Here is a 12,144-nt window from a genome sequence, read left to right as displayed (position 1 = left end):
GCCCACCCCCCCTGTAAGAGCAGCACAAGGCTGCTCCCACAGTGTCCGCACATGCCCTGTAAATAGGGGCATGACGCGGTCGGTGTAGGAGCGGCCTTGCGTCGCGAAAGGGGCGCAAAGCGCCCCCGGCAATCCCACAGGCAATAAAAAGCCCCGACAAGTCGGGGCTTTTTGTTCAACGCGTTAGCTTCAGCGTTTGGCGGTCTGGCCAACCACTGCAGCTTCCTGCTTGTCGGCCATCAGCGAGGCGTAGTACTGCTCGCCCTTGGCAGCGTCGTACATGCCTTCCCAGCGTGCGATAACCAGCGCGGCCAGGGCATTGCCGACCACGTTCAGTGCGGTACGGGCCATGTCCATGATGCGGTCGACACCGGCGATGAAGGCCAGGCCTTCCAGCGGGATGCCTACGCTGCCCAGGGTCGCCAGCAGTACCACGAAGGATACGCCCGGTACACCGGCAATGCCTTTGGAGGTGACCATCAGGGTCAGGACCAGCAGCAGCTGCTGGCTCCACGACAGGTCAATGCCATACAGCTGGGCAATGAAGATTGCCGCGATGCTCTGGTACAGGGTCGAACCATCGAGGTTGAACGAGTAGCCAGTCGGTACCACGAACGAGCAGATCGACTTCGGCGCACCGTACTTCTCCATCTTCTCGATCACCCGTGGCAGCACGGTTTCGGAGCTGGAGGTGGAGTAGGCCAGGATCAGCTCATCTTTCATGATGCGCATGATCTTGATCACCGAGAAGCCGAACACGCGCGCCACCAGGCCCAGCACCATGAAGGCGAAGAAGGCGATGGCGAAGTACACCAGCAACACCAGCTTGGCCAGCGGCAGCAGCGAGCTGAAGCCAAAGTTGGCGACGGTCACGGCGATCAGGGCAAATACGCCAATCGGGGCGTAGTTCATGATCATGTGGGTGACCTTGAACATGGTCTCCGACACAGCCTGGAAGGTACGCACCAGCGGGTCGCGCAGTTCTGCCTGCAGGCTCGACAGGCCCAGGCCGAACATTACCGAGAAGAAGATGATCGGCAGCATTTCGCCACGCATCAGCGCTGCGAAGATGTTCGACGGGATCAGGTTCAGCAGGGTTTCGATGAACGCGTGCTCATGCTGCACTTCGGCCGCGGTGGCCTGGTACTTGGAGATGTCCACGGTACCCAGGGTGCTCATGTCGATGCCGGCGCCCGGGTGGAACAGGTTGGCCAACACCAGACCGACGACGATGGCGATGGTGGTCACCACTTCGAAGTAGATGATGGTCTTGAGGCCGATGCTGCCCAGTTTCTTCGCGTCGCCTACTCCGGCGATGCCCACGATCAGCGACGAAATCACGATCGGGACGACGATCATCTTGATCAGGCGAATGAAGATGTCACCAGCGGGCTGGAGGACGTTGCTGATCCACCATGCCTTTTCCGCACTGAAATGATTCAGTAGCGCGCCGATTGCAACGCCCAGGACCAGACCGATAACGATCTGCCAGGCGAGGCTCAGTTTTGCCTTCTTCATGTCTTTACCCTTTGTTCTAGTGGTCATGGGCGTCGAACGAAAACGCGCGTAACAGAGCCGTTGGCAACGTCACGGTGAGCGAAAAAGCTTCCGTCCGGCGACCTCATGTAAGGACACCGCGAGCGAGCGACAGGGCGCTCGGGCCAGCGAAAAGGCGGCAACTATTGCGATGGGGAAGGGGGAAATCTAATGCCGGAAACGCATACCCCATGCCGATACCGCATAACGGTTTGCGCTGAAAATGGCATGTCGCAAGTGCTTGATTTATAACGTTCGGAAACCCGAACAAGACCAAAGCGCCATTTTTGGGCCGATATGGCAGTGCACAGGGAGGGGGATGAATGGCTTGTTCGACAATCCGAATGGCCGAAATGACACTTGCGGCAGCGGCATCGAACGGAAAAAAAATGTGATGTACGGTCGAGACAAAATGTGTCCCGAAGCGAAAAACACGCAAGAAGGGCCATTGGACGATGGCATTGATGAAATGGCTGATGGCTCCTCGGAAGTCAGGTCGGTGCGGTGTCCCCGATGACACCCCCGACCTGAGGCTTCCGATTCCGCCTTTCCTGACCCGGCCCAATACTGGAGGCACTCCCTGTACCCCTAGGCCACTCCGATCTTGCAACAATCAGAACAGCCCGGCCCCATGGTCATGTGCTGCCCCTCCTCGGGGCGGCGCATCATAGAAGCCTGAACTATAAAAAGGTTCAGCTTCTATTACGTGACAGTGCGTTACCGTTCATCAGCACTGGCTAAAAGCTCAGTACCATTTCGGGTCACGCTTGAGTTGCTCGCGCAACATCGCCTTCATGCCGTCATCCGGCTTGCCAAGCCAGCGGTACTGCGCATGACGGGTAGGCGACTTGTCGCTCGGCAAGCCTTCGGGTACCTCCACGAGCATCCCGTAGGCATCGTCCTTGTCCCAACTGAACGCCACGATCAGGCGTTTGTAGGTGCAGTTGTCCGCCGTTTCGCACAGGGGGCCGACCAGGTACTGATCGCCGTCCTCGGTGACTGCCGACATCTGCTCCTGGGCACTGCCGGTGAGGTTGACTACCCAATCGGGCAGCCGTTCCTCGCCCTTGATCGTGTCCTCCCAGGCTTCCCGGTATTCAGGGTCCGAGCCGAGCAACTGGTCGACCCGGACCTGGCCGTCATTGGCCGCCATCGCCCCTGCACTGCCGCCCAACAACAAGGCGGCAGCCAGGGCAGTGCAAAGCTTCCTGCTCATCGTCAACCTCGACCACGTCCAAAGAAGAAGGAGGCTACGAACAGGACCAGGAAGACGATGAACAGGATCTTCGCGATACCCGTGGCGGCGCCAGCGATACCACCGAAGCCCAGTACGGCGGCGACAATGGCGATGATGAGGAAAGTGATAGCCCAACTCAGCATGGTGGTTCTCCTTTCTTTTTTGAAATCAATCCGGCCCTAGGCGTCCAGGACAGGCTCAGAACACCCAGCGATCCTGGGGTACGACAGTTTCTACGGTGGCCGGCGAGGCATTGGCCTTAGGCGAAGGCAGCGGGTCAGCCGCCCTGACCAGGGTGCTGGCACGGGTTGCCTGAATCTGCGTCAACAGCGCGGTCTGCGCCGCCACTTGATCTGCCAGACGCGCGGTCTGCCAGCTGTAGTAGAAGAGGCCGGCGGCCAAGGTCATCAGCAGCGCCATGCCGAGAAACAGGAACTGGCGCAAAGGCAGTGCGGCGTTCTGCGAGCGGTTGACAGATTGGCGGTTCATGCCGGCTCCTCCTGCTGTAATTGTTGTTCAAACCTGAACAGGTAATTGCAGCCTGCATGCCAGCCTTTGAATTCAATAAAATTCCTTTAAAATCATATACTTAAGATAATCACGCATGGCACCGAAGGACGTATCCTGCACGATGCCGTCCCTGGCGTCGTGCGAATTGCACGATCAGCCCTCGACCTTGGTCGCGACCTTGAGCAGGTCGGCGTCCACACCGCGCACGCCGATGATCTGCCGGGCGATCTCCACGGCGATGGTTTTCTGCTCGCTGCTGACCACCTCTCCCGACAGCCGCACCAGGCCCTCTTGGCTGGCCACCTTGAGGTTCAGGCCATCGAGGTTGCGGCTGAAACGGAAGCTGTTCTGGATCTTGTCGACGATCCAGCTATCGCTGGGTTGCGGCCCGGTCGGGGCACCCACCGGGTTCTCGCGAGCCTTGGCCATGGCGGCGGTATCCAGGCTGACCAGGTTGTTGACCAGGTGCACGCCGTCGGTGGTCCGCGCCACCACCCCGGCCAGCTCCTTGGCCTCTGCGCTGTCGACCCTGCCGCGAAGCGTCACCACGCCATCGCTGCTTTGCACCTCGATAGGCGCTTTCTCGGTCGTGCGGCTCCACAGCAGCCGTGCCCTGATCACGGCAGCCAACGTTGCATCTTCCAGCCGCTGTGCATAAGCCCGCAGTTCCAGCGGGCGCTCCACCAGCTGGGCATTGACCTTCAACTGGTTGTCGACCTTTTCGATACCGCGCGTAGCCAGGGCGACATGCTCGGCCAACTGGCGCTCGACATCGTTCTCGACCTCACCGGTCAGCCGCGCCTGCTGGCCGTCCACCTCGACATCGATGCGAAACGGGTTGAGCATCCTGTTGAGCGATAACGCGGTTTGCAGCGAACCCTCCAGGCGGGCGTCCTGCACAGGGTCAGCGAATGCCGGGGTCAATACCGGCAGCAAGGTGGCCGCCAACACGGCCAGTCGTGGGGAAAAGGGCATGGCTGTGCCTCCTTTGTTGGCAAAAACAGAAAATAGTCGCAACCAATGTGCCAGCGCGTAGCTCTAAGCAAATCATCGAGATATCGCGGTTTTCGGGCTTACTTTGGCCATTGGCTAGCATGCAAAGGACAGAATCCTTCAGAATTGACCATGCAACTTGCCCGATTTTTCCCACACTAATTGAAGATCTATCCTAAGGAGCGCAGGAAATGGAATCAGCCCAGGACAACCAAGGCCGCATTCTGCTGGTGGATGACGAGTCCGCGATCCTGCGCACCTTCCGCTACTGCCTCGAAGACGAAGGCTATAGCGTGGCCACCGCCAACAGTGCCGCCCAAGCCGAAACCTTGCTGCAACGCCAGGTGTTCGACCTGTGTTTCCTCGACCTGCGCCTGGGCGAGGACAACGGCCTCGACGTGCTGGCGCAGATGCGCATCCAGGCCCCCTGGATGCGGGTGGTGATCGTGACCGCGCATTCGGCGATCGACACCGCGGTGGATGCCATCCAGGCAGGGGCGGCCGATTACCTGGTCAAGCCCTGCAGCCCAGACCAGCTGCGCCTGGCCACCGCCAAACAGCTGGAAGTGCGCCAACTGTCGGCACGCCTCGAAGCCCTTGAAGGCGAGGTGCGCAAACCCAAGGACGGCCTCGACTCGCACAGCCCGGCCATGATGGTGGTGCTGGAAACGGCGCGTCAGGTTGCAACCACCGATGCCAACATCCTCATCCTGGGCGAGTCCGGCACCGGTAAGGGCGAGCTGGCCCGCGCCATTCATGGCTGGAGCAAGCGTGCGCGCAAAGCCTGCGTCACCATCAACTGCCCCTCGCTGAATGCCGAGCTCATGGAAAGCGAGCTGTTCGGCCATACCCGCGGCGCCTTCACCGGTGCCAGCGAGAGCACCCTTGGCCGGGTCAGCCAGGCCGACGGAGGCACGTTGTTCCTGGATGAAATCGGTGATTTCCCACTGACCTTGCAGCCTAAGCTGCTGCGCTTTATCCAGGACAAGGAGTACGAGCGCGTGGGTGACCCGGTCACCCGACGCGCCGATGTGCGCATTCTGGCTGCCACCAACCTCAACCTCGAGGAGATGGTGCGCGAAAGCCGCTTCCGCGAAGACCTGCTGTACCGCCTGAACGTGATCACCTTGCACCTGCCGCCCCTGCGCGAGCGCAGCGAAGACATCCTGACCCTGGCCGATCGTTTTCTGGCCCGCTTCGTCAAGGAATACTCCCGGCCCGCCCGCGGCTTCAGCGACGAAGCCCGTGCAGCCCTGCTCAACTACCGCTGGCCTGGCAACATCCGTGAACTGCGCAACGTGGTCGAACGCGCCAGCATCATCTGCCCGCAGGAGCGCGTCGAGATCAGCCACCTGGGCATGGGCGAACAACCGGCCGGCAACGCACCACGGGTTGGCGCGGCATTGAGCCTGGATGAACTGGAGCGCGCCCACATCGGTGCGGTGCTGGCTGCCAGCGATACCCTTGACCAGGCCGCCAAAACCCTGGGCATCGATGCCTCGACCCTGTATCGCAAACGTAAGCAGTACAACCTATGAAGTGGCAGATGAAGCTGCGCACGCGGCTTTTCCTCAGCATTTCGGCGCTGGTCACGGTGGCCTTGCTCGGCCTGATGCTGGGCCTGGTGAGCGTGCTGCAGATGGCCTCGGTGCAACAGCAGCTCGTGCGAGACACCACCCACGCCCTGGAAGTGGGGCTTAAATTGCGGCAGAACCTCGGCGAACAGCTGACCCTGATCCTTGACGAAGACACCGCGCCGCAAAGCCTGCAAGTGCTGCAAGACAACTTCCAGTCACTGCTCAACCAAGGGCTAGAACAAGGCGGCGAACGCACCGGCTTCAGCAAGGCCAGCAGCAATTACCAGACCTTCCTCGAAGCCTACCGCGACAGCCCTGCACCGGCGCGCAGCATGGGTATGGACCAGCCCCTGGGGGCTGCCTTCAACCAAGTGCGCACCGACCTCATCGACGCCCACAAGCAAGCGCTGGATCACATTACCCGCAGCGAGGAACATACCCGCGATCGCGCCTTGATGGTCAGCGGCGTCCTTGGCCTGATGGGCTTGGTGATCCTCGTGCTGGGTTTCATCACGGCGCACAACATCGCGCGACGCTTCGGCCAACCGATCGAAGCCTTGGCCAAGGCGGCCGATCAATTGGGCAAGGGCGACTTCGACGTAACACTGCCAGTTACCCAGGCCATCGAGCTGAACCAACTGACCCGCCGCTTCGGGCTCATGGCCGACGCCTTGCGCAAGCACCAGGCAACCAATGTCGATGAACTGCTGGCCGGCCAGCAACGCCTGCAGGCCGTGCTCGACAGCATCGACGATGGCCTGCTGATCATTGACCGCCAAGGCCGCCTGGAACACCTCAACCCTGTGGCGCAGCGCCAGCTGGGCTGGAGCGACAGCCGCCTAGGCAACACCCTGGCCGAAGCCTTGCAACGCCCGGAGCTGGAGCAACAGCTACGCCAAGTGCTGCGCGGTGGCAGCCTTGATCGCCCACCCGACGACCTGAGCATCGACGTCGATGAAGAAACCCGCCTGCTGACCTACAGCCTGACACCGGTCAGCCACCCCCAGGGGCCGATCCTGGGTGCGGTGATGGTGCTGCACGATGTCACCGAACAACGGGCCTTCGAGCGCGTACGCAGCGAGTTCGTGCTGCGTGCCTCGCACGAACTGCGCACCCCGGTCACGGGCATGCACATGGCGTTCGGCCTGCTGCGTGAGCGGGTGAAGTTCCCGCCCGAGGCGCGCGAGTACGACCTGCTCGAGACCATCGGCGAGGAAATGCAGCGGCTGACCCAACTGATCAACGACCTGCTCAATTTCTCGCGCTACCAGAGCGGCCTGCAGAAGCTTGACCTCGCCCCCTGTGCCATCGATGAGCTGCTGGAGCGCGCGCAGCTGCGTTTTACCGAGCAGGCCGCGCACAAGCAGATCGAATTGATCAAGGAGCTGGAACTGCCGCTGCCACGTATTCAGGCCGACATCGCCCAGCTCGACCGGGTGCTGGACAACCTGCTGCACAACGCCGTCCGCCATACCCCCAGCGGTGGCCGTATACGGCTTCACGCCAGGCGGCATGCGGAGCGGGTGATCATCAGTGTCGAAGACAACGGCGAGGGTATCGCCTATGGGCAGCAAGGGCGCATCTTCGAGCCGTTTGTGCAGGTAGGGCGCAAAAAAGGTGGCGCGGGGCTTGGCTTGGCGTTGTGCAAAGAAATCGTGCAACTGCACGGTGGCAGAATGGGCGTATTTTCCCGGCCGGGGCAGGGCACTCAGTTCTACATGGCATTGCCGGTCTGACGACAGGGTTTGCCCTCAAGACTCATCGGTACCCCGCCGCGCCGGCACCGCCCGCCACCCGCGGGTCACCAGCTCGGCAAATTGACGGGCGTTCAACGGCCGGGCGAACAACCAGCCTTGGCCGTAATTGACCCCTTCACTGTTGAGCAACACCGCCTGGTCTTCGCATTCGATGCCTTCGGCAATCACCCGCAGGTGCAGGTCGTGGGCCATGCGGATGATGTGCGGGGCCACACCACTGCTGGCGGCATCGTGCCCCAAGGCATCAATGAAGGCCTTGTCGATCTTCAGGCAGTCCACGGGCAGCGTCTGCAGGTAGGCGAGGCTGCAATAACCCGTGCCAAAATCGTCGATCAACACTTGGTGGCCCACCGCACGCAGAGCCTGCAGGTTGTCGCGCGCCACCACCACGTCGATCAGGCCGCGTTCGGTCACCTCGAAGGCGATCTGGCTGGCCGCCACCCGGTGCAAGGCCAGCAGCCGCGCCGCCACCCGGCCAATGCGCGGGACCATCACATCACACGCCGCAAGGTTTACCGAGATGTACAGGTTGCGGTGCGAACGCAGCAACTGGCCCAACTGCTCAAGCACCCGCTGCAAGACAAAGTCAGTGATCTGGCGGATCTGCCCGGTATTTTCGGCCAACGGAATGAACAGGTCCGGGCTGGTCAAGGTGCCGTCCGGGCGGCGCCAGCGCACCAGGGCCTCGGCACCGACACAACGCCGTGTGTCGAGCTCGATGATCGGCTGGTAAAGCACCTGCAGTTCGCCCCGGCGCAGCGCGTTCTGCAGCTCCGAGCTCATCGAGCGGCGCTGCAGAATCAGCTGCAACACCAGCCAGCCAATGCAGCAGGCGGCCAGTACGCTGCCAGGGAACAGCAGCCAGAGCATGCCGTTCATGCGCAGGGGCAGGCTGGCGCGTGGCGCAATCAGCACCAGTTGGTAATCCGGCGATTTGGTCGGCATGCGGTAGATGAGGCGGTCGCTCAATTCGAGCAGCGACTTGTGGCTGGCCGACCAGGCCGAGGGCGGTGGCCACACCTGCGGCGGGCCTAGTACCGGGATGGCCCGGGTACCGTTGTCCAGCACCACCACTAGGCTGCCACCGGGCGGCAGGTCGACAACATCGGTCAGGTGCCCGCGCGACGTGGACACCACGAAATTGCCACGCCCCAGCATCAGGGCTGCCAGATTTTCGTCGGGCTCGATCGTGGTGTTCAACCAGTAGCTGTAGGTCGGCCCCTTGATGTCGGGCGCGCGCAGTGGCTCGAAGGCCCGTTCATCCCCCCGGTTGGAGCAGGCGACATGGGCATCGACGTACGCGGCTTCATAAATGAAGCGCGAACTCAGGCCCACCTGCTGCAATGCCGCCAGCATCTCTGGGCTGCAGCCGCGCAAGGGCTGCGCCTGCAGGGTGTCGACCCCTTCACGAAGCTGGCCGAATACCTGCTCAAGGCGATCGAGAAAGCGCTCGCCCTGCGCATTCATCTGTTCACTCTCGCTTTGTTTCATCTGCTGCAGGGCAATACCGATGCTGGCGCTGAGCAACAGTGCGGCGCTGGCCAGTGCTGCCAGTGAGGCCAGCATCCAGGGACGGTAAAAAATTTGGCGCAGCGTGGCGATGAGGGCTGACATCAAGGGCATCCAGTTGATTACCAAGGTATAGCAACTGAATCGAGAATCATCCTCGCCGTTGGGCGATTAACGGGTCAAGGGCTGCTGCGCAGCCCATTCCCCCTGCATCAACGCATGCGGTTGAGCACTTGCAGCATGGCGGCCGTCTGAGCATCGGGCATGCCATCGAAGCGCTGTGGGCGGAAGCGCATCTGGAACGCCGCGATCACATGCCGGGTGGCAACGTCCAGCTCGCCAGTTTGCGCGATGGCATAGCCGAAACGCGCCAGCTCCTGCTGGTACCAGCTCACGCTCGGCGGGTTGACGCTGAAGAAGGCTTGTTGCCGCGCCACTGCGTTAGGCTCGGGCCAGATACCGATACCCGCGTCGGCCAGGCGCTTCCACGGGAACAACGGGCCTGGGTCGAGCTTGCGCAATGGCGCGATATCGCTGTGGCCAACGATATGCCGGGGGTCGATGTTGTTGCGTTTGACGATGTCTTTGAGCAGCGCGATCAAGGCCTGAACCTGGGCTTCGCTGTAGGGGTGCCAGACTCGGCCATTCGGCGTATCGGTGAACCCTGGGTTGACGATTTCGATACCGATCGAGGTCGAATTCAACCAGGTGCGCCCTTGCCATTGGCTGTCACCGGCGTGCCAGGCGCGGCGGCTTTCATCCACCAGCTGATAGACCGTGGCCGGGCCATCGCCGATAAGGTAGTGGCTGCTGACCTCGCCATGGGTCAGTAGCGCCAATGAGCGCTCGAGCGAGGCATTGGTGTAGTGCAGGACGACAAACTGGATACGCTCGTCCTGGTTGGCCGACGGGTGGCTGCGGTCGATGCGCAGGCCCGTCGAGCAACCTGCAACAGCAACCAGCAAGCAGGTGAGCAGTGTTTTTTTAACGGTGGAAAGCACGTCGGCGGCCTCAGCGTGTAAGCGCTACAGTATAACGTGCTCTGAATGGCCTGTGCTCGCCGTGAGTCAGTGCCGCTCTTACCCCTGCTCGACTCGGTTGCGCCCCAAGTCCTTGGCACGGTACAGCGCGGTGTCGGCGCGCTTGAGCACCTGGTCACCGCGCTCGCCAGAGCGGAATGCACCCAAGCCAATGGAGGCGGTGATCACCACGCGCTCGCCTTTGAAATGGAACGGGCAGGCTTCGATGGTCGCACGCAGTAGCTCAGCCATCTGTGCGGCCGCGGCCGGTGAAGTCTGCGGGAACAACAGGACGAACTCCTCACCGCCAAAGCGGGCGATGAAGTCGCGCCCGCGCAGGCGCTTGCGCAGCTGGTCAGCGACGATCTTCAGCACCTTGTCACCCGCCAGGTGCCCGTAGTTGTCGTTGATGCGCTTGAAGTGGTCCAGGTCGAGAATCGCCATGGCCAAGTGGCCGCCGTTTTCCTGCCAGTCGAGCATCTCACGTTCCAGGTGCTCGCTCCAGGCCGCACGATTGGGCAGGCCGGTCAGCGGGTCGAGCAAGGCCTTTTGCCGCTGCTCTTCAAGGTGCTCGCGATAGCCAAGCGCCTCGTGCTCCATGTTCGCCACACGCTCGGACAGGCCCTGCAGGCGACCGGCAAGTTCCTGCTCGCGGCGATCACGCTCGTGTTTGTGCTCGTCCATGGTCACCAGCAAGCCCTCGAGCCGGTTTTCCAGGATGTGCTTGAGGCTGTCCACGTCGGCGGCGCCCTTCACACTGCTCTGCAGCCCATCAACCTGCTGGCGGAGCTGGGTGTCCAGCGCCTCGGCGGCGGTGCTGTTGTCGGCATGCCCGGCACTGGCTTCGTGCAGGTGGCTCTGGAAACCTTCCAGGCGCTCGTTGAGCTGTTGCAGGTAGGTCTCGAATTCGTGCTGGCCGCTGTCGGTGATCGCCAACATCAGCACCGCCAAGTCGTCGAGCACCGGGATCAGTTCGTACCAGTTCAGCCCCCGCGCCACCCGCTCGCGCATTTCCAGGGCCTGGGCCTTGTGCCGCTCGGGCAGGCTGAGGTCGTCGAGCAAGCCGATCAGCGTCTGCTCGATATGGGCGGCCACTTGGCTGTAGGGCGGCTCTACCGCGTAGGGCAGGGCATAGGGGCCATCTTCACCGAACGTTTCTTCCAACGTTTGCGGCGGTGCGGCCTCTGGCGTGGGTTGGCTGAGGGCTGGCTCTGGCGCTGTCGCCTCATCCGGCACAGGCTCGGTTTGTGGCGCGCTTGGCACGTCTGCGGTTTCGATCAGTGCCGGCCCTTCCAGCTCCGCTACCAAGGCTGGCTCAGCCAGTGCTGGGGGTGCCAAGGGCAGCAGTGCGTCTACATCCTCGGGCTGCGGGTCTTCGGCAACGTGCTGAACGGGGGCGGCAACGGGCGGCGCCACGGCCTCAGCCATTGCCACAACAGGCGCCGCCGCCAGTGCAACCTCTGCTTCGTCGGGCTGCTCGCTGTCACGACCACCAAACAAGCGCTGCAAAAAGCCTGGCCGCTCTTCTTCAGGCTTGCCCAACGCATCCAGCGCGCGACCTTGCAGGCCGCTCAGCTCCCCCAGCAACGGGGGCAGCTCACGCGACTGGGCAACCCCGCCGTCGAGTTTTTTCGCCAGTTTTTTCAGCGGCCGCGAAATGTCGCTTGGCAGCGGCAAGCCTTGCAGCTGGGTGACCAGCGCCGTCAGCGCATCGCTGACCTGGTTCATGCGGGTTTCCCGGCGTTGCTCGGAATCCAGCACGGCTTTTTCCAGGCGCGGAATCAGCCCGGCAAGGCCAGCGTCCATGTTGTCGCTGCGGATGACCTCGCGCATTTCCTTCATGCACTGGTCCACCACCTTGTCACTGCCTTCGGCAGCCAGGGTGCTGCGCACCAGCCCACGACGCAACAGGTCGAGACGTGCGTCCCAACGGCGTTCAAGCTTCTCTTGCTGCTCGATGCTCTTAAGGTATTTCTCTTTCCAGCGCTCAGCGTCGTCAGTCATGC

10 protein-coding genes are annotated in these 12,144 nt (G+C 62.2%); 2 read left to right on the top strand and 8 right to left on the bottom strand.

Annotated elements, in window-relative coordinates:
- Positions 1-189: 189 nt before the first annotated feature.
- The 5 genes from gltP to ACMCNM_RS00825 all read right to left on the bottom strand — a co-directional run bounded on the left by gltP (position 190) and on the right by ACMCNM_RS00825 (position 4,258).
- A complete protein-coding gene (gltP, locus tag ACMCNM_RS00845; protein WP_027591962.1) occupies positions 190-1,518 on the bottom strand; it encodes a glutamate/aspartate:proton symporter GltP in 1,329 nt (442 codons plus the stop codon).
- Between the two features lie 763 nt (positions 1,519-2,281).
- Positions 2,282-2,752, bottom strand: coding sequence for an inhibitor of vertebrate lysozyme family protein (locus tag ACMCNM_RS00840; protein WP_027591963.1), 471 nt, complete (start codon positions 2,750-2,752; stop codon positions 2,282-2,284).
- A gap of 2 nt (positions 2,753-2,754) precedes the next feature.
- Entirely contained in the window at positions 2,755-2,916 is a 162-nt protein-coding gene (locus ACMCNM_RS00835) for a DUF1328 domain-containing protein (protein ID WP_003252966.1), read from the bottom strand.
- Between the two features lie 55 nt (positions 2,917-2,971).
- Positions 2,972-3,262, bottom strand: coding sequence for a hypothetical protein (locus ACMCNM_RS00830; RefSeq protein WP_085272104.1), 291 nt, complete (start codon positions 3,260-3,262; stop codon positions 2,972-2,974).
- A gap of 174 nt (positions 3,263-3,436) precedes the next feature.
- The gene (locus ACMCNM_RS00825) at positions 3,437-4,258 is read right to left on the bottom strand and encodes a BON domain-containing protein (RefSeq protein ID WP_027591965.1); all 822 of its coding nucleotides are present in this window, start codon (positions 4,256-4,258) and stop codon (positions 3,437-3,439) included.
- A gap of 209 nt (positions 4,259-4,467) precedes the next feature.
- Between ACMCNM_RS00825 and algB the strand changes: the two genes are divergently transcribed.
- Both algB and ACMCNM_RS00815 read left to right on the top strand, forming a co-directional pair.
- Positions 4,468-5,814, top strand: a complete 1,347-nt coding sequence (gene algB, locus ACMCNM_RS00820) for a sigma-54-dependent response regulator transcription factor AlgB (RefSeq protein ID WP_027591966.1) — start codon at positions 4,468-4,470, stop codon at positions 5,812-5,814.
- A complete protein-coding gene (locus ACMCNM_RS00815) occupies positions 5,811-7,589 on the top strand; it encodes a KinB sensor domain-containing domain (protein ID WP_027591967.1) in 1,779 nt (592 codons plus the stop codon). Before algB ends, ACMCNM_RS00815 begins: the two co-directional genes overlap by 4 nt.
- A 15-nt stretch (positions 7,590-7,604) precedes the next feature.
- Here the strand turns inward: ACMCNM_RS00815 and ACMCNM_RS00810 are convergent, their stop codons facing one another.
- From ACMCNM_RS00810 to ACMCNM_RS00800, 3 genes are all read right to left on the bottom strand, one after another.
- Positions 7,605-9,224: an EAL domain-containing protein gene (locus ACMCNM_RS00810; RefSeq protein ID WP_027591968.1), complete on the bottom strand. Its 1,620-nt coding sequence runs from the start codon at positions 9,222-9,224 to the stop codon at positions 7,605-7,607.
- Between the two features lie 107 nt (positions 9,225-9,331).
- Positions 9,332-10,120 (bottom strand): N-acetylmuramoyl-L-alanine amidase, encoded by a 789-nt coding sequence (locus ACMCNM_RS00805; RefSeq protein WP_027591969.1) that lies wholly within the window; start codon positions 10,118-10,120, stop codon positions 9,332-9,334.
- 78 nt (positions 10,121-10,198) lie between these two features.
- Positions 10,199-12,142: a diguanylate cyclase gene (locus ACMCNM_RS00800; protein WP_412763792.1), complete on the bottom strand. Its 1,944-nt coding sequence runs from the start codon at positions 12,140-12,142 to the stop codon at positions 10,199-10,201.
- Between the last annotated feature and the right edge of the window lie 2 nt (positions 12,143-12,144).

Source organism: Pseudomonas sp. NGC7 (assembly GCF_047159675.1).
Taxonomy (GTDB): Bacteria; Pseudomonadota; Gammaproteobacteria; order Pseudomonadales; family Pseudomonadaceae; genus Aquipseudomonas; species Aquipseudomonas kermanshahensis.
This window is presented reverse-complemented; position numbering and strand designations above follow the sequence as displayed.

Coding starts and splice junctions, on each gene's coding strand:
- gltP (WP_027591962.1), bottom strand. CDS start 1,518: ATGAAGAAGGCAAAACTGAGCCTCGCCTGGCAGATCGTTATCGGTCTG.
- ACMCNM_RS00840 (WP_027591963.1), bottom strand. CDS start 2,752: ATGAGCAGGAAGCTTTGCACTGCCCTGGCTGCCGCCTTGTTGTTGGGC.
- ACMCNM_RS00835 (WP_003252966.1), bottom strand. CDS start 2,916: ATGCTGAGTTGGGCTATCACTTTCCTCATCATCGCCATTGTCGCCGCC.
- ACMCNM_RS00830 (WP_085272104.1), bottom strand. CDS start 3,262: ATGAACCGCCAATCTGTCAACCGCTCGCAGAACGCCGCACTGCCTTTG.
- ACMCNM_RS00825 (WP_027591965.1), bottom strand. CDS start 4,258: ATGCCCTTTTCCCCACGACTGGCCGTGTTGGCGGCCACCTTGCTGCCG.
- algB (WP_027591966.1), top strand. CDS start 4,468: ATGGAATCAGCCCAGGACAACCAAGGCCGCATTCTGCTGGTGGATGAC.
- ACMCNM_RS00815 (WP_027591967.1), top strand. CDS start 5,811: ATGAAGTGGCAGATGAAGCTGCGCACGCGGCTTTTCCTCAGCATTTCG.
- ACMCNM_RS00810 (WP_027591968.1), bottom strand. CDS start 9,224: ATGTCAGCCCTCATCGCCACGCTGCGCCAAATTTTTTACCGTCCCTGG.
- ACMCNM_RS00800 (WP_412763792.1), bottom strand. CDS start 12,142: ATGACTGACGACGCTGAGCGCTGGAAAGAGAAATACCTTAAGAGCATC.